12 protein-coding genes are annotated in these 16,339 nt (G+C 74.2%); 5 read left to right on the top strand and 7 right to left on the bottom strand.

Annotation, left to right across the window (positions count from 1 at the left end; genetic code table 11):
• Positions 1-73 precede the first annotated feature (73 nt).
• Positions 74-1,054, top strand: coding sequence for a hypothetical protein (locus tag ACZ607_RS23820; protein WP_469737557.1), 981 nt, complete (start codon positions 74-76; stop codon positions 1,052-1,054).
• 18 nt (positions 1,055-1,072) lie between these two features.
• On the opposite strand, the gene ACZ607_RS23815 is transcribed toward ACZ607_RS23820, so the two are convergent.
• Complete coding sequence (locus tag ACZ607_RS23815) at positions 1,073-2,902, bottom strand: cell division protein PerM (protein WP_469737555.1); 1,830 nt, start codon at positions 2,900-2,902, stop codon at positions 1,073-1,075.
• A 114-nt stretch (positions 2,903-3,016) separates the two neighbouring features.
• On the opposite strand from ACZ607_RS23815, the gene ACZ607_RS23810 reads away from it, so the two are divergent.
• Positions 3,017-4,228 carry a sigma factor-like helix-turn-helix DNA-binding protein gene (locus ACZ607_RS23810; RefSeq protein WP_469737553.1) on the top strand — a complete coding sequence of 404 codons (1,212 nt, stop codon included), beginning with the start codon at positions 3,017-3,019 and terminating at the stop codon, positions 4,226-4,228.
• A 118-nt stretch (positions 4,229-4,346) separates the two neighbouring features.
• On the opposite strand, the gene sucD is transcribed toward ACZ607_RS23810, so the two are convergent.
• From sucD to ACZ607_RS23785, 5 genes are all read right to left on the bottom strand, one after another.
• Complete coding sequence (sucD, locus tag ACZ607_RS23805) at positions 4,347-5,231, bottom strand: succinate--CoA ligase subunit alpha (protein WP_099173770.1); 885 nt, start codon at positions 5,229-5,231, stop codon at positions 4,347-4,349.
• 21 nt (positions 5,232-5,252) lie between these two features.
• Positions 5,253-6,434: an ADP-forming succinate--CoA ligase subunit beta gene (sucC, locus tag ACZ607_RS23800; protein ID WP_469737551.1), complete on the bottom strand. Its 1,182-nt coding sequence runs from the start codon at positions 6,432-6,434 to the stop codon at positions 5,253-5,255.
• A 260-nt stretch (positions 6,435-6,694) separates the two neighbouring features.
• Positions 6,695-7,849, bottom strand: coding sequence for a VWA domain-containing protein (locus ACZ607_RS23795; protein ID WP_469737749.1), 1,155 nt, complete (start codon positions 7,847-7,849; stop codon positions 6,695-6,697).
• 158 nt (positions 7,850-8,007) lie between these two features.
• Positions 8,008-10,341 (bottom strand): DUF5682 family protein, encoded by a 2,334-nt coding sequence (locus ACZ607_RS23790; RefSeq protein ID WP_469737549.1) that lies wholly within the window; start codon positions 10,339-10,341, stop codon positions 8,008-8,010.
• Complete coding sequence (locus ACZ607_RS23785) at positions 10,338-11,450, bottom strand: ATP-binding protein (protein ID WP_469737547.1); 1,113 nt, start codon at positions 11,448-11,450, stop codon at positions 10,338-10,340. The genes ACZ607_RS23790 and ACZ607_RS23785 overlap by 4 nt, the downstream gene beginning before the upstream one ends.
• Positions 11,451-11,592: 142 nt before the next feature.
• On the opposite strand from ACZ607_RS23785, the gene ACZ607_RS23780 reads away from it, so the two are divergent.
• Both ACZ607_RS23780 and ACZ607_RS23775 read left to right on the top strand, forming a co-directional pair.
• Positions 11,593-12,663 (top strand): hypothetical protein, encoded by a 1,071-nt coding sequence (locus tag ACZ607_RS23780; protein ID WP_469737545.1) that lies wholly within the window; start codon positions 11,593-11,595, stop codon positions 12,661-12,663.
• A gap of 173 nt (positions 12,664-12,836) precedes the next feature.
• The gene (locus ACZ607_RS23775) at positions 12,837-14,471 is read left to right on the top strand and encodes a DUF5691 domain-containing protein (protein ID WP_469737543.1); all 1,635 of its coding nucleotides are present in this window, start codon (positions 12,837-12,839) and stop codon (positions 14,469-14,471) included.
• Positions 14,472-14,566: 95 nt separating this feature from the next.
• Here ACZ607_RS23775 and ACZ607_RS23770 read toward each other — a convergent pair whose 3' ends face one another.
• Complete coding sequence (locus ACZ607_RS23770) at positions 14,567-14,980, bottom strand: cobalamin B12-binding domain-containing protein (RefSeq protein WP_099173777.1); 414 nt, start codon at positions 14,978-14,980, stop codon at positions 14,567-14,569.
• Between the two features lie 343 nt (positions 14,981-15,323).
• On the opposite strand from ACZ607_RS23770, the gene ACZ607_RS23765 reads away from it, so the two are divergent.
• Positions 15,324-16,337, top strand: a complete 1,014-nt coding sequence (locus ACZ607_RS23765; protein WP_469737540.1) for an esterase/lipase family protein — start codon at positions 15,324-15,326, stop codon at positions 16,335-16,337.
• Positions 16,338-16,339 lie beyond the last annotated feature (2 nt).

Genomic DNA, 16,339 nt, shown 5'->3' with positions numbered 1-16,339 from the left:
GCCGGGAGGTAGCGTCAGGGGACAGGGAACCGCCCCCGGGCGGAAATGACGAGATGGGGAAGACGTTCACCACATGCCGGACCGCCTCCGCACCGCCCTTGGCCACCCGCTGCCCGAGCGGGCCTCCACGCTGATGCGGGAACGCCAGTCCTCATCGCCGGACTCCTCGTCCGGAGCCAATCCTCCGTCGGGTTCCGGCTCGTCGTCGGGATCCGGTTCTTCGTCGGGTTCCGGCTCTTCGTCCTCTTCCGGTTCCGGTTCCTCGTCCGGATCGTCGCGGGGGTCGTCGGGGGGTTCCGACGACAATCCGTTCGCGGCACCGCCCGAGGACCGGCCCGACCAGCCCTGGCAGCCGCGCCACCCCTCCCCGCCGGGCAACCACGGCAACGGCGGGAACGGTGACGGCGGCGAGGGGAACTCCGACGACCGTCCTGTCTGGGGCAGCCAGTGGAGCGACCAGCAGCCGGGCCGTCAGAGCGGCGGCTTCGGCGGCCGTCCCGGCGGGACCGGCGGACCGAGCGGCCAGGGCGGCGGCCCCGAGGGCAACCCCGGCGGGCTGCGCTGGGACCCGACCGACCCCGCGCAGCGGCGCGCACGCTACGCGGTGCTGGGCGGTATGTGGGCGTTCTTCTTCGCCCTGTTCGACTTCCCCGAGATCGCCATGCTCCTCGGCGCCCTCGCCGTGTACTGGTCGATCAGCGCCCTCCGCGGCGGGCCCCGGAAGAACCAGGCGGCCGGCCAGGGTCAGCCGGCGGTGCCCGGCGCGACCGGTCAGGACCGGTCCGCCACAGCCATGCCCCCGTCGGCCGGGGCCGCGCCCGGAACCGCACCCGCCGTCGCGCAGAGCAGCAGCCGTCAGCAGACCACAGCGGCCGTCAGCGGGCTGGTGACGGCGCTGCTGGCGCTGGCGATCGTGGCCACCGGCTACACGGTCCAGCTGGTCTACCGCGACTACTACACCTGCGTGAACGACGCGCTGACCAAGACCGGCGCCCTCGCCTGCAACGACAAGCTGCCCGACCCGCTGGAGCCCTTCTTCGGCGTGAAGGAGTAGCTCCCGCCGCGCACCGGCTCAGCGCTCGCTCGGCGGAGCGGCCTCACGGCCGGGTTCCTGGTGCCCCTCGGCATCCGGAACCCGGCCGCTCGGCGTATCGGGCTCGGGGGCGGGCGCGGGTGCGGACTCAGAGGCAGCTACGGGAGAGGGCTCGGGTCGAGGTGCAGGCGCGGGCTCGGGTCGAGGTGCAGGCGCGGGCTGAGCCTCGGGCCGAGGTGCGGGGGCGGGCTCGGGAGCGCGTTCGGGGGTCGGCGCCGGCGTGGGTACGGGCTTCGGGCCCGGGCCCGGGGTGGGCGCCGCGTCCGCCTCCCCGTCCGCCCGGAAGTCCGCCATCAGCCCGCCCGAGCTCCTCCTGAGCGCGGCCCAGCGCGCCTCCCGCGCCCCGTCCTCGTGCCATGGGCCGGCCGACAGGAAGTCGTACGGTTCCGGGTCCCCGCCCCCTCCGCCGGGCTCCTTCCCCGCGGCCTGCTCCGGCTTCTCGACCGGCTCCGTCTTCGCGTGCTCCGCGTTCGTCCGATCCGCCTTCGCGCGCTCCCCCTTGGCCGCGTCCCACCGCCATCCCCACCGGGTCTCCCTCAGTCGCCACGCCCGGAGAAGCAGCGCCGCCGGTACGCCGATCACGGCCGTCCACGCGAGGGCGGCGGGTCCCACCAGCCACCACACGGGCCCGAACTCCGCCAGAGCCCCGGTGCCCAATGGGCCGCCCGACGCCGCGGCCAGCAGCGCCGCCCCGGCCCCGCAGCCGACGGACGCCAGCCCGGTCACCAGCGCGGTACGGGCCTGACCCCACGTCTCCTCCCGCGCCCCGCGCACCGGAACGGCCCCCCGGGCGACGAATCTGGCGACGGCCAGGGCGGCCACGACCGGCACCGCGACGGCCGCCCAGTTCGCCGCCGTCCCCGGGCCGTGCGACGGCACCGCGGCGAGCAGCGGGAAGTCCGGCATGGCGGGCGGTCCGGTGAAGGCGAGCGGGGTGGCCAGGGACGCCGTACCGAGGGCGAAACCCGGCCCGAGGCCGTACGCGGCCCCCCACATCGCCGCGTTCGGCACGAGCGCGGCCGCCAGCAGCAGCACCGAGACCCGGCCCGCCCAGTCGCCCGCCAGCCCCACGAACGATTCCCTCGCCGCCCCCGTGTGCCACACCAGTGCCACCGCCACCAGGAGCGCCCCGCCGCCGAGGAGCATGAGCACCCCGGCGGCGGCCGACCGCAGGGCCACGCCCGCCCCGGACCGGAAACCGGAGCGGGCGGCGGCCTCCTGCAGCCTCAGCGGCGCCCAGACCAGCAGCGGAGTCAGGGGGCGCCCGCGGGCCGCCCAGACCCCCGCGGCCGCCGCGCCGGCCACCACGAAGGTGACGGGGAAGGCGAGCGAGGCCCGGTCGGCCGGCAGCGCCCCGTCCCGCGCGTAGGCCGCGGCGGCGAGCACCACCAGCAGATAACCGGCGCTCACCGCGCAGAACGCCCCCACCGCCGAATGCCCGCCCCCGTCCTCCTCCTCGGTCTCCGCCGAGTCCCGGGCGGCCCGGTGCACCAGCCACACCGGCAGCACGACGAGCAGCAGCGGGACCGTCGCCACGGGGGCGGGGTGGCCTCCCACGGAGTCGGCCCTGACGAGTTCGGCGCCGTGGCCGAGCAGCCAGAGCCCGGTCGCCACATGGAGGGCTCCGGCCGGCCCGCTGTCGGGGTACGGAGAGCTGATCCACAGCACCATGACCAGGACGGCCAGCGAGCCGAGCCCGAGCCCGGCCGCCAGCGTCCCGCGCACGAAAGCGGAGGCCAGCGCGGCGGACCTGCTCCGCTCGGCGGGCAACATCGGGCTGCGTTCGGTCACTTGGATCACGCGGGCCATGCTGCCAACGACACGCGCTTATTCCGTGTAACGGACGAATGGCCGCTGTGTCGCCCAATATACGTTTATGTACTTTTTCACCCAGTGCAGTGTCACCGGGGACGGAGGCCGGACATGACGCGGAGCACCGCCGGCCCCGCTCCCGCCGCCCCCCTGCCCTCACCCAAGGAGCGCCGCAGGCTGCGCGAGGCCAAGGCGCTGAGTGAGGAACAGGTCGCGGCGGCCGTGGGGGTCACGCCCGCCACCGTCCGCGCCTGGGAAACGGGGCGCACCGATCCCCGGGGCCGTCGGCGCGCGGCATACTCCAGGCTGATCGGCTGCGCCGGGCACCACCCCGCACCGTCCCCCTCCGTCGAAGCCACCGGGAGCAGCACGATGTCCCCGACCGAGCCCGGCACCGGCCCCGCCACCCTTCCGGAAGCGCCCGCGCAGGGTGCGGACGCGCCGGCGACGACCGCGCCGGAGCCGCCCGGTCCCGCCGCCGCCGTCCCCCAGCCCCGGGCGCACCTCACCGCCGAGGAGGCGTACGACGCGCTGTACAGCCTCACCGCGCCCGGCCTGAACCGCCAGATGTATCTGCTGACCGGCCGCCGGAGGCTCGCCCGGGAGGCCGTCGAGCACGCCTTCCGGACCGCCTGGCAGCGCTGGCCCGAGGTGGCCAGGGACCGCGACCCGGCGGGCTGGGTGCGGGCGGTCTCGTACGAGTACGCGATGTCGCCCTGGCACCGCCTGCGCCGCACCCACCGCCGGGCCGACGCCCCGCCCCGGGATCCGGCGCGGCGCGCGCTGTTCGAGGCGCTGCTCGGCCTGCCGCCCTCGTACCGGCGCACCCTGCTGCTCCACGACGCCGTGGGCCTGGGGCTGCCGGAGACGGCCGCGGAGACGGAGGCCAGTACGCCCGCCGCGGCGAGCAGGCTGCTGAACGCCCGGGCCGCCCTCGCCGAGCGGCTGCCCGAGCTGGCGGAGCGTGCGGACGCCGGCGGCCGGCCCGTGGTGCTCCAGGAGCGGCTGGGGGCGCTCGCCCTCGCGGAGGAGGTGCCGGAACCGCCGCCGGCCCCCGCCGTCCGCGCGGGCAGCGAGCGCGTCGCGGAGCTCTGGACGCGGGCGGCGCTCTGCTTCGGGGTGCTGCTCGTCAGCACGACCGCCTTCACTCTGCACACCGCCCCCACCCAGTACGAGCAGCCGCTGGCACCCGCCGCACGGGTCGGCGGCGTACCTCCGCTGGGCGGGCCGCAGAAGCTGACGCCGCAGGACCTGAAGCTGCAGAAGTCGCTGCGCGGCCACCTCACGCACGGCCCGGAGCGGCTCGTCCCCCGCATCCCCTGACCGGGCTCCCCCGATGGGCCGCCGGAACGAGAACGGCGCGGGCCCGCACCCCTCGTGGAGGAGGTGCGGGCCCGCGCCGTCATTGCGGTGAGGCGGTGGAGCGCTGACGCGGTGGGCGTCAGCCGCCGAGGATCTCGCGCGCAAGCTTGGCGGTCTCGGTCGGCGTCTTGCCGACCTTCACGCCGGCGGCCTCGAGGGCCTCCTTCTTGGCGGCGGCCGTACCGGAGGAGCCGGAGACGATGGCGCCCGCGTGGCCCATGGTCTTGCCCTCCGGGGCGGTGAAGCCCGCGACGTAGCCGACGACCGGCTTCGTGACGTTCTTCGCGATGTAGTCGGCGGCACGCTCCTCGGCGTCGCCGCCGATCTCGCCGATCATCACGATGAGGTCCGTGTCGGGGTCGGCCTCGAACGCGGCGAGCGCGTCGATGTGCGTCGTGCCGATGACCGGGTCGCCACCGATGCCGACGGCCGAGGAGAAGCCGATGTCACGGAGCTCGTACATCATCTGGTAGGTCAGCGTGCCGGACTTCGACACGAGACCGATGCGGCCGGGCTTGGTGATGTCGCCCGGGATGATGCCGGCGTTGGACTGGCCGGGGGTGATCAGGCCGGGGCAGTTCGGGCCGATGATCCGGGTCTTGTTGCCCTTCGAACCGGCGTACGCCCAGAAGGCGGCCGAGTCGTGGACCGCGATGCCCTCGGTGATCACGACGGCCAGCGGGATCTCGGCGTCGATCGCCTCGACGACGGCGGCCTTCGCGAAGGCCGGCGGCACGAAGAGGACGGACACGTCGGCGCCGGTCTTCTCGATCGCCTCGGCGACGGACCCGAATACGGGTACCTCGGTGCCGTCGAAGTCGACGGAGGTGCCCGCCTTACGGGGGTTCACGCCACCGACGATGTTGGTGCCGTCGGCCAGCATGAGCTTGGTGTGCTTCATGCCCGTGGCGCCGGTCATCCCCTGGACGATGACCTTGCTGTCCTTGGTGAGGAAGATAGCCATGGTGTTGGAGTCCCTCGTCCCTTACTTCGCAGCCGCGGCGAGCTCGGCGGCCTTGTCGGCCGCGCCGTCCATGGTGTCCACACGCTGAACGAGCGGGTGGTTGGCGTCGGAGAGGATCTTGCGACCCAGCTCCGCGTTGTTGCCGTCGAGGCGCACGACCAGCGGCTTGGTGACGTCCTCGCCCTTGGACTTGAGCAGCTCCAGGGCCTGGACGATGCCGTTGGCGACCTCGTCGCAGGCGGTGATGCCACCGAAGACGTTGACGAAGACGGACTTGACGTCCGAGTCGCCGAGGATGATCTCCAGGCCGTTCGCCATGACCTCTGCGGAGGCGCCGCCACCGATGTCGAGGAAGTTGGCGGGCTTCACGTTGCCGTGCTTCTCACCGGCGTACGCGACGACGTCCAGGGTCGACATGACCAGACCGGCACCGTTACCGATGATGCCGACCTCGCCCTCGAGCTTGACGTAGTTGAGGTTCTTGGCCTTGGCGGCGGCCTCGAGGGGGTTGGCCGCGGCCTTGTCCTCGAGCGCCTCGTGGCCGGGCTGACGGAAGTCGGCGTTCTCGTCGAGAGACACCTTGCCGTCCAGGGCCAGGATGCGGCCGTCCTTGGTCTTCACCAGCGGGTTGACCTCGACGAGGAGCGCGTCCTCGGCGACGAAGGTGTCCCACAGGGTGACCAGGGCCTCGGCGACACCCTCGGCCACGTCGGCCGGGAACTTCGCCAGGGCCACGATCTCGCGGGCCTTCTCGATGTCGACGCCGTCGACGGCGTTGACCGGGACCTTCGCGAGGGCCTCGGGGGTCTTCTCCGCGACCTCCTCGATGTCCATGCCGCCCTGCACCGAGGCCATGGCCAGGAAGGTGCGGTTGGTGCGGTCGAGGAGGTACGAGACGTAGTACTCCGCCTCGATCTCCGGGGACAGCTCGGCGATCATCACCTTGTGGACCGTGTGGCCCTTGATGTCCATCCCGAGGATGTCGGTCGCGCGAGCGACCGCCTCGTCCGGGTCTGCCGCCAGCTTCACGCCGCCGGCCTTGCCTCGGCCGCCGACCTTCACCTGCGCCTTGACGACGGACTTGCCGCCCAGCCGCTCGGTCGCCTCGCGGGCTGCCTCAGGCGTGTCGATGACTTCACCGGCCAGCACCGGTACACCGTGCTTGGCGAAGAGGTCCCTCGCCTGGTACTCGAACAGGTCCACGCGCGTCCGTCCCTTTTAGTGGTCTCGCGGTTCGTTTTCTGCGTGGGCGTGCCGCGAGGGCAACGTGACTGCGCAGTCACTGGGGAGGCGCACACGGTGACCCGGTACGCGGCATGTCCATCCGGCAGGTTATCCCCCACGCCGCACCGGACCCTAAATTGCAGATCACACCGGAGCGGTGATAACGGTCACAGATCGCGCTGGTAGCCGGGGTGCGAGGGACAAAACGGCACCTCCGAGGGGCCACCGGGACCCTCCGCTCACGCGCCGGCGTCCGGTATCGGCAGGGGCCGCTTCTCGATCGCCGCCGCCATGACCTCGGGGAAGAGATCAGGAGTGCAGGCGAAGGCCGGGGCGCCGAGCGCCGCCAGCGAGGCGGCGTGCCCGCGGTCGTAGGAGGGGGTGCCCTCGTCGGAGAGTGCGAGCAGGGTCACGAACTGCACACCGGACGCCTTCATCGCCGCGGCCCGCCGGACCATCTCGTCGCGGATCCCTCCTTCGTGGAGATCGCTGATGAGGACGACCACCGTGTCCGCCGGACGGGTGATTCTCGACTGGCAGTAGGCGAGCGCGCGATTGATGTCCGTACCGCCGCCGAGCTGCGTGCCGAACAGGACGTCGACCGGGTCGTCGAGCTGGTCGGTGAGATCGACGACGGCCGTGTCGAACACGACGAGCCGGGTCGCCAGGGTCCTCATCGAGGCGAGCACCGCGCCGAAGACCGCGGCGTGGACCACGGAGGCGGCCATGGAGCCGGACTGGTCGACACAGAGGATGACGTCCTTCTTCACGGACCGGTCCGTGCGCCCGTATCCGACGAGACGCTCGGGTATCACCGTGCCGGTGCGCGGGTGTCCCTCACCGTCCTCGCCGCCGGGGAGGGACACGTAGTTCTTCAGGTTGGCCCGGATCGTACGGTCCCAGTCGATGTCCCGGTGCCGCGGCCGGACCGCCCGGGCCGAACGGTCCAGGGCGCCCGTGAGCGTCGCCCTCGTACGGGTGGCCAGCCGGCGCTCCAGGTCCTCGACGACCTTGCGCACGACGGCCCGGGCCGTCTCCCTCGTCGTCTCCGGTATGGCCTTGCCGAGCGAGAGAAGGGTGCCGACCAGATGGACGTCCGGCTCCACGGCCTCCAGCATCTCGGGCTCCAGCAGCAGCGCGGAGAGCCCGAGCCGGTCGATCGCGTCGCGCTGCATGACCTGGACGACGGGGGCCGGGAAGTACGCACGGATGTCGCCGAGCCAGCGGGCCACCGAGGGCGCGGAGGCCCCTAGCCCCGCGGAACGCTCGGCTCCGCCCCGGCCGCCGGGCTTCCTCCCGCCTTCGTACAACGCGGTCAGCGCCCCGTCCATCGCCGCGTCGCGGCCGGTGAGCGTGCGCCCCGTGCCCTCGGCGCCGTCCTCGCCGAGCACCATGCGCCAGCGCCGCAGCCGCTCCCGCTGCCCGTCGTCCTCGGCAGAAGTCACGTCCGCGCCAGTCACGTCCACGTCGGTCACGTCCACGTCGGTCACGTCCGGGTCCATGGCCGTCTCCTCCTCCTCTTTCCTCAGCCTTGTGTCCGTGGGGGTTGCCGTCATCCGGCCGCCGCCGCTTCCCGGTCCGGGGTGTCGAGGCCGAGCAGCAGCCGGAGCACCGGGACCACCGCGTCCGCCCGCTCCTCGTCCAGCCCCTCGCCGAAGCCCGGCGCGGCCGGCACGGCCTCGTCGCGCGCCCGCCCGGGCTCCGGTCCACGGCGTACGAGCTCGCCCAGCGTGCGCCGCACCGCCGGCTCGTAGGCCGAGAAGGTGCGGCGCAGCAGGGGCAGTACGCCGGTGAAGGTGTCGGCCGGTATGCCCGTCAGCCAGGCGTCGACGAGCCCGAGGAGCCGCTCGTCGTGGACGAGCAGCAGGCCGCCGCCCTCGGCTCCGCCGACGAAGCCCTCGATCCAGGCGGCCGCGTCCGGCGGTGCGGTGCCGGGTGAGAGGGCCAGCCCCATCAGCCGGGCGGCCTCGGTGTCCGCCAACCGCCCGTCGTCCAGGAGCAGTCGCGTGGCACGGCCCCTGATCACACCGGTGACCGCGTCCCGGGAGGAGAGCTTGTGGAGGACGCCGGCCCACCGCTCGGCCGGCCCGTCCGCCCCTACGGCATCGGCCAACAGCCTGATCGCGGTGTGCACGGCGTCGACCCGGCGGCGGGCCTCCTCGGCCGCGTCGGCGTCGAGGCCGGTGCAGGCGGGCGGCAGTCCCACGCAGACGCGCTCGGCGAGGCCGATCGCCACCTCTCCCAGGGCGGCGGTGTCGGTGGACCGCACGTCGCCGTACCGCAGGGAGCGGGCCAGGGCGGGCAGTGCGTCGGCGAGGTGGCCGACGTCCGTGTCCAGGGCGGCCCGGTCGGAGAGGGCCCTCATCACCACGGGCAGCGCCTCGGGCAGTCCGGCGAGCAGGCACTGTTCGGCGAGCGCGGTGACCCCGGCGAGCGACGGCGAGGACACGGCGTCCGACTCGGCCCTGGCGGTCGCGGCGCCGAGCACGGTCGTGCCCCACACGCCTGCCTCGGCGGTCCGGACGTACAGCTCGGGCTCCCAGCGCAGCCGCCAGCTCTCCCGGAACGTCCCCGTGCTGCCCCGGCCCGCGACGGGCTCCCCCCAGTGCACCCCGAGGAGCCTCAGCCGGTGCAGCAGTCTGCTGCGTGCCGCGTCGGTGTCCTTGCGCAGATCGAGGTCCAGCTCGCGCCGCTCCGCCTCGGGCCTGAGTCTCAGCGTGCGCTGCTGCCGGTCCAGGTCGCGCTGGAGGGGGACGGCCGGGGCGGTGTCCGGGACCTCGCCCAGGACCTCGCCGACGACGAGCCGGTCCCGCACCAGGGCGAGCGGCACGTCGGACCCCTCGCACAGGACGGCCCTGACCGCGTCCATGGCCTCGGCCAGCCCGACGGCCGGCCGGTCGCGCAGGGCCGCCAGGGTCCCGGCGAGGCGGACGGCCTCGATGACGCCGGCCGGGGACACGGGCCGGTCCGTGTCCCGCAGCAGCCCGGCCACCTTGGTCATCCAGCGCTCGACGGGCCGGTCCGGGGCGCCGAAGAGGTGTGCGTACCAGCCGGGCGACTCGATCCCCGCGCCGTACCCGCTGTGCCGGGCGAGCCTGCGGTGGGTCCAGGGCACCCAGGTCAGCTCCGTCCTGACCTTGGGCATCCCCCTGAGGAGGGCCCGGTCCGCGGCGACCGTCGTCCTCGCCCCCAGCGCGGGCACGTGCCAGGCACCGCAGACCACCGCGATGCCGTCGCCGAACTCCTTGCGGGCGGCCCGCAGCTGGAGGCGCATGGCGGCCTCCCGGACGGCGTCCTGCGGATGCCCCCCGTCCCCGTACGCCTCGCGCAGTGCGGTCATCGCCTCGGCGAGCGCGGCGAAGGGGGCACAGGGATCGGCCGGTCCGCCGTCTGCCGCCCGGTGCTCGACGACGTCCTCCCACCAGCGCTCGGGGTCGTCGTACCCCGCTGCCCCCGCGAGGATCCCGATCGGATCGATGCCCCGGTCCTCCTTGCCGTCCTCCGGGCCGTCCTCCCGCTGTTCGGTCAGCGCCAGGGAGTGGGCGGCGGGCAGATCCACGAAGCGCACCGGGACGCCGTGCGTCGCCGCCCAGCGGATCGCCACCCACTCGGGCGAGAAGTCGGCCAGCGGCCAGAACGCGGCACGTCCCGGGTCGTCCACGGCGTGCGCGAGGAGCGCGACCGGCGGACGCATCCGGCCGTGCGCGGCGAGCGGCAGCAACGCGTCGCCCTCGGGCGGCCCTTCGACGAGCACCGCGCTCGGCCGCACGGAATCCAGGGCGGCGAGGACCGCGCGTGCGGAGCCCGGGCCGTGGTGGCGCACTCCCAGCAGCAGCGGCCCCCCGGGCGCGGCCGACCTCCCGGCGCGGGGGGTACGGGGGGTCATTCCGCGGCCTCACGGCAGGCGCGGTAGAAGTCCTTCCAGCCCTCGCGCTCCCGGACGACGGTCTCCATGTACTCCTGCCAGGCGATGCGGTCGGCCGTGGGATCACGGACGACGGCCCCGATGATCCCGGCCGCCAGGTCCCAGGGGCGCAGGACACCGTCGCCGAAGTGGGCGGCGAGTGCGAGCCCTCCGGTGACGACCGAGATGGCCTCGGCCGTGGACAACGTCCCGGACGGCGACTTGAGCTTGGTGCGGCCGTCGGTGGTGATGCCGTCGCGCAGTTCACGGAAGACCGTGACGACGCGCCGGATCTCCGCCATGCCGTCCGGCGCCGGAGGCAGGTCGAGCGAGCGCCCGATCTGGGCCACGCGCCGGGCCACGATGTCCACCTCGGTCTCGGGTGTCGCGGGCAGCGGCAGCACGACGGTGTTGAACCGGCGGCGCAGGGCGCTGGAGAGCTCGTTGACCCCGCGGTCGCGGTCGTTCGCCGTGGCGACGAGGTTGAACCCCCGGACCGCCTGGACCTCTTCCCCCAGCTCCGGGACGGGGAGTGTCTTCTCCGACAGGATCGTGATGAGCGCGTCCTGCACATCGGCGGGTATACGGGTCAGCTCCTCGACCCGCACGGTCATCCCCTCGGCCATGGCCCGCATGACCGGACTCGGCACCAGGGCCTCACGGCTGGGGCCGTGGGCCAGCAGCCGGGCGTAGTCCCACCCGTAGCGGACGGCCTCCTCGGGGGTGCCCGCGGTGCCCTGGACGAGCAGGGCCGAGTCCCCGCTGACGGCTGCGGCGAGATGCTCGGACATCCAGGTCTTGGCGGTGCCCGGGACACCGAGGAGCAGCAGCGCCCGGTCGGTGGCGAGCGTGGCGACGGCCACCTCGACGAGGCGGCGCGGCCCCACGTACTTCGGCGTGATCAGGGTGCCGTCCGGGAGCGTCCCGCCGAGCAGGTAGGTGGAGACGGCCCATGGTGAGAGCTTCCAACGGGCGGGCCTGGGGCGGTCGTCGGCGGCGGCGAGCGCCTTGAGTTCGTCGGCGAAGGCGTGCTCGGCGTGCGGCCTCAGGGCCTCGCCGCCGGCTGCGTCGGTCGGTACGGACACGGTCATGGATCCCCCTCCGGATCGGTCGATCCGATGCGGTTTCCACGGTGCACCATGGCACTGACAATCGGCCCCGGCGCTCGCCACCACCGGCAGCCGCGTCGTGGGCCGGAGCCGATTGTCAGTGGGGCGCTCTACCGTCGTTTCCATGGTGCTATCTCATGGGGGAGAACCGTGGCGCGCCGCCGGACCGGTGGCACGCCGGACGGTGGCGCGGGTGCCGGACACCGCTCCTGACGAGGCGTCGGCCGAGGCGGAGCGGGCGGCGGCCCGTCGAGCGGACCGCAGGGCCGGGCGCATCACGGGCGGCGCACAGGAGTTGGACCACCGGCTCGTCGATCTGCTGCGCGGAGGGCTCGCGGCGGCGGACCGGCCGGAGTACGGGCTGTGGGAGGAGACCGCCGCCCGCATGGTCGACGCTCAGGCACCCGGACTCGCCCGACAGGTCCGGGAGTTGGGGGCGATCCCGGCCTCCGGTCCCGGCTGGCCGGGGCGGCTGCTCGAGGAGTGCGCGCTCCTGCGGCTGCTGGACTCGGCCTGGCTCGGACGCGACCGGCTGCCCGGCCCCCTGGCGGCGACGGTCCGCACGAGGGTGGGGCTGACCTCGGCGGCGGAGGGGCCGGCCGTCCGTGACCACTGGCTCGTCCTCGCGCAGTACGACATACCGGACGGCAGAATCGTCACCCGGCGGACCTGGCTGTACGGGAGGGGGTCGGGGCGCGTCTCGCTGCTGCTGTCCTACGGCGCGCCCGGCCGGGCCCCCGCACGTGCGCTGCCGGTGGGCACGGTGGTGGACGCCGAGGTGACGCCGTATCCGGGTGGCGGCGGTCTACGGGGCGAGCTGGGCCCGCAGTTCGGTGAGCCCCTCGCCACGACGGGACCGCCGCCCGGCGGGACGACGGCCGATGCCCTGGCCTCCTACGGGCGTGCGCTGCGGGACGACCCCTGGCTCGACGCCTGGCCCGCCACGTTGCGCGAGGTCATACCCGCGCCGTCCGGGGACGGCTGGCAACTGGTCGGCGCGGCGGACGGTGCCGCGCTGCCGGTGGCACCCGCCGCGCTGTCCCGGCCGGGCCTGTGGAAGCTCGTGGCGCTCTCCGGCGGCGGCCCGCTGACCGTGTTCGGCGAGTGCGGACACCGGGGTTTCGACCCGCTGGCGGCCTGGTGCGCGGGGGCCCCGGACGACGAGGAACCGAGTACGGCGGTGGCGCTCATCTGACACCCGCACGTTCTCGTGTCGTCCCCCCATACCCATGTCCGTAACTCGCCCCGACGTCCCCACGGCTGGCCCGCACCCGTAACTCACCCCGCCGCTCCATCCCTCGGCCGGCCGCGCTGCCGCGCGCCCCGCTCCCGCTCCCGCTTCCCGGACCACCTGAAGGGACCCGCCCGATGTCCACCACCGTCACCGTCGCGACGACCGGCGTGCCCGTGAACGCCTCCTGGGACGACCTCGTCACCTCCGCGCTGCTCGGCACCGACCGGCGCCCCCTGCGCACGGAGGACGGCGCCCCGGCCGGCCCGGCGGAGCTGCTGGACACCGCGGCCGTCCACACCGTGCGGCGCAGAGCGGCGCTGCGGCCGGCCGCCGGGGCCGCTCCGCCCGAGCCCGCACCGGCCGATCCCCGGCCACCGCTGCCGGCTGCGGCCCGTCGCAGGCTCGCCCGGTTGCTCGCCGACCGCTCGGCACCGCCCAGCGGTGGGCGCCGGGGAGCGGCTCCCGATCTCACCGAGCTCATCCCCCAGTGGCTGGCCTCCGCCGGTGCGTACGGGTACCGGGCGCCGGCGGAGCTGCTGCCCGCGCTGCTCGACGCGGCGCGGGCGCGTACGGATCTGCGTCCGCACGTCCTCGCGTTCGCCGGACCACGCGGGCTCTGGCTGGCCGGGCTGAATCCGGAGTGGAGGTTCGCGCTGCGCGCTTCGTCGCGTGGCGCGCGGCGGCCGGGCGTGGAGGATCCGGAGGCGGTGCGCCGGCTCTGGGAGGAGGGCCTCTTCGCCGAACGGGTCGCGCTGCTCGACGCCGTACGGGAGCAGGATCCCGGTGCGGCGCGGGCCCTGCTCGCCGGCACCTGGGCCGCGGAGCGGGCGGAGGACCGGCTGATGTTCCTCGATTCGCTGCGGTCCGGCCTTTCCGGGGCCGACGAGGCGTTCCTGGAGGAGGCCCTGGCGGACCGCAGCCGCAACGTACGCGCCACGGCCGCCGAGTTGCTGTCCGCCCTGCCCGGTTCGGCGCTCGCCCGGCGCATGGCGGCCCGTGCCACGTCCTGTGTGAACCCGGACCGTACGGGGGGCTTCGTGTCCGTCGCCGTGGAGGCGCCGCACGAGTGCGACGCGGCGATGCAGCGCGACGGCGTGATACCGGTGCCGCCTTCGGGGCGTGGTGAACGCTCCTGGTGGCTCGGCCAGTTGGTGGAGGGGGCCCCGCTCGGGGTGTGGCGGGAGAGGTTCGACGGGCGGACGGCCCAGGAGCTCGTGATGCTGCCGGTCGCCGATGGCTGGGCCGGTGAGCTGCACGCGGCCTGGTGCCGGGCCGCCGTGCGTCAGGGGGACCGGGACTGGGCGCGGGCGCTGCTCGGGGCCCCCTCGACTCCCCTGGCGAACGGTCCCGGGACGGCGTCGCTGGCGGAGCGGTCGAAGCTCCTCGCCACCCTGCCGTCCACCGAGCGGGCGCTCTGGGTCGCCGGTTTCATAGCCGCGCACGGCCTGTCCGAGGCGTTCCAGCTGCTCGGTGTCTGCTCCGTGCCCTGGGACGGTGCGCTGGGCCGGGCGGTGGTCGACGCGCTGGACATCGCCCGGGACGCGGGGAGCTACCCCTGGAGCTTCAGCGGGGTGATGGGTCTGGCCGAGCGCTGTCTGAACCCCGCCGAGGCGGACCGGCTGGCGGTGCTCACCACCACGCCGGACGAGCCGGAGGGCGCGTCACCGGGCGCGGGCGGCTACTGGTCGGAGGCGTTCCAGCGCCTGGTCTCCACCCTGCGCCTGCGCGCCGCCATGGACGCGGAGCTGGCCCAGGACGGCGCGGAGTGACCGGGGAGCCACGGGGCCGAGTGACCGGTGAGGCACGGGGCGGAGCGGGCAGGACCCGGGCGGGCAGGACCCGGGCGGACAGGGCCAGGACGTGGTCAGGCCTCCGCGGGCTGGCGGACGTGGGCGTTCACCCAGTCGACGATCGAGGCCGTCGTGGCGCCCGGGGTGAAGATCTCCGCGACACCCTGCTCCTTCAGCGGAGCGATGTCCGCCTCGGGGATGATGCCGCCGCCGAACACCTTGATGTCCTCCGCGTCGCGCTCCTTCAGCAGCGCGATGACCTTGGCGAACAGCGTGTTGTGGGCACCCGAGAGGATCGAGAGGCCGATGGCGTCGGCGTCCTCCTGGATCGCGGTGTCGACGATCTGCTCGGGGGTCTGGTGGAGCCCCGTGTAGATGACCTCCATGCCCGCGTCCCGCAGCGCCCGTGCGATCACCTTGGCCCCGCGGTCATGGCCGTCGAGGCCCGGCTTGGCCACCACCACTCGGATCGGACCGGTCACACCCATCAATGCCTCCACATGCGTTTCCCGTGCCCGGAGGGCCGGTGATGTGAACGAACGTTATCCACAGCATCCCGCACGGCGTCGTTTCGCGGTGGACCGGGAGGGGGAAATCACACATGGGACATGTTCGCCGGCGTCGTTCCCAGCACCGGGCGGCCCACCGGTCGCGCGGGGAGCGCCGCCAGGGGAGCCGCAACGAGGTCGCCGTACCACCGTGCCGTCAGCCGCACGGCGCGGTGGTACGGCCCCGGCGCATCAGCGCCGCCGACGGCCTTCGCGGCGATCCCCGTGAGGGCGTACGGGGCAGGGAGCCGCCTCCCCGCATGCCAGTGCAGGAGGTCGGCCCATGAAGGTCCTGTCCTTCCTTCCCCTACTGCTGCGCAGGCCGTGTCTGCGCCCCGCCTGGCTGTCGTCGACGCTGGTCAGAGCCACCGCGCTGGAGCTGGTGGTCCTCGCCGGGCATGTGCTGATCTACCCGTCCGGCCTCACCCCGGAGCGCCGTACCCCCGCACCCGCGCCAGGGGCCGGCGTCGGATCCGCAACCGGCCGGTTCACCCGTTCGGCGGACACGAGCGTCACGGATACGGCCGACATGGACGCGGCCGGAGCCGCGGACCCGGTGACGACGTCCACAGCGGCCACAGGCACGAACCCCGCAGACACGACGGACACCACCGACACCGCACAGATGGCCGGGACGACCGCGCTCCCCGCCAGGGCCGATGACCGGCCGCCCGTCGTGCTCCTGCACGGCTTCATCGACAACCGCTCCGTGTTCGTCCTGCTCCGCCGCTCCCTGGCCCGGCACGGCTGGCGTCATCTGGAATCGCTCAACTACTCGCCGCTGACCTGCGACATCCGCACCGCGGCCGAGCTGCTCGACCGTCATGTGGAGGAGATCTGCGCCCGCACCGGGCGCCGTGAGGTCGACATCGTCGGCCACAGCCTCGGCGGCCTGATCGCCCGGTACTACGTCCAGCGGCTCGGCGGGGACCGCCGGGTCCGTACGCTCGTCACCCTCGGTACACCGCACGGCGGGACCGCCGCCGCCCCGCTGGCAGGCGCGCACCCCATCGTCCGGCAGATGCGCAGCGGCTCGGATCTGATCGAGGAGTTGCGTCATCCCGCCCCGGGCTGCCGGACCCGGTTCGTCAGCTTCTGGAGCGAGCTGGACCGGGTGATGCTCCCCGTCGAGACGGCCTGCGTCGATCATCCCGACCTCGACGCCGTCAATGTACGGGTGACGGGAATCGGCCATCTCGCCCTGCCGGTCCACCCGGCGGTCGCATCCGCGATCCGCCAGGCGCTGGAGTCCGACGGCGCGGCCCTCGGCGCCCCAGGAGCCGCCTCGGTCGCCTGACC

Source organism: Streptomyces sp. NPDC104381, from assembly GCF_055583745.1.
The sequence above is the reverse complement of the archived record's forward strand: the minus strand, read 5'-3'. Positions and strand labels throughout refer to the sequence as shown.